The 309-nt window shown below is 69.3% G+C and carries 1 pseudogene; it reads left to right on the top strand.

Annotated elements, in window-relative coordinates:
* Positions 1-309: pseudogene (locus SB751_RS29255) on the top strand (hypothetical protein); the annotation flags it as partial.

Raw genomic sequence — 309 nt, 5'->3', positions numbered from 1 at the left:
GACCGCGCCACCAGCGGCGACTACCGCGTCAGCGGCCGCAGCACGGGCGAACTGGATCCGGACGAACTGACCGAATTGCGGCGCGAGCATTTCGGCTTCATCTTCCAGCGCTACCACCTGCTGTCCGACCTGACGGCGCAGGGCAACGTCGAAGTGCCGGCCGTCTACGCCGGCAAGCGCCGCGAGGCCCGGCTGGAACGCGCCGCCGACCTGATGGAAGGCGAGATCCAGCCGCTGATGGGCCTGCTGGCCCGCGAAGCCGGCAAGACCTTCGCCAACGCCATCGCCGAAGTGCGTGAAGCCGTGGAC

This window comes from Cupriavidus sp. SIMBA_020, assembly GCF_046535395.1.
GTDB lineage: Bacteria > Pseudomonadota > Gammaproteobacteria > Burkholderiales > Burkholderiaceae > Cupriavidus > Cupriavidus campinensis.
Note: the sequence above shows the minus strand (reverse complement) of the source record. Positions and strands in the feature narration are given on the sequence as shown.